The sequence below is a fragment of the Ferrovum myxofaciens genome, from assembly GCF_000735045.1.
Taxonomy (GTDB): domain Bacteria; phylum Pseudomonadota; class Gammaproteobacteria; order Burkholderiales; family Ferrovaceae; genus Ferrovum; species Ferrovum myxofaciens.
Genome location: NZ_JPOQ01000339.1, coordinates 1 through 301, shown reverse-complemented (window position 1 = coordinate 301; position 301 = coordinate 1). Strand labels below are relative to the sequence as shown.

At 53.2% G+C, this 301-nt stretch carries 1 pseudogene; it reads right to left on the bottom strand.

The window, feature by feature from the left end:
• Positions 1–301, bottom strand: a pseudogene (locus tag IV91_RS18630) (RNA-guided endonuclease TnpB family protein); the annotation flags it as partial.

The window sequence follows — 301 nt, the reverse complement described above, 5'->3', positions numbered from 1 at the left end:
TCGGCGGCAAGCGCGTTGGTAACGGCGCTTGCGTTGCTCCAGCACCTGAAGTTTGAGCGGGGTTGCATAGCGCTTTCCGTTTGAACAGACAATCTCGGAAGTATTCAGATCAACGCCTACCTCGCCCTTCACTTTTGGCAAGGGCGAGACTTCTTCTTCGGTCAGGAGTGAAATATAGAATTTGCCCCCCGTAGTCCTTGTGACAGTAACCGAAGAAGGCGTCGCCCCTTTGGGAAACGGACGACTCCAGCAAATATCCAAAGGAGTTTCATGCTTGGCCAGCGTCAACTTCCCTTCACGA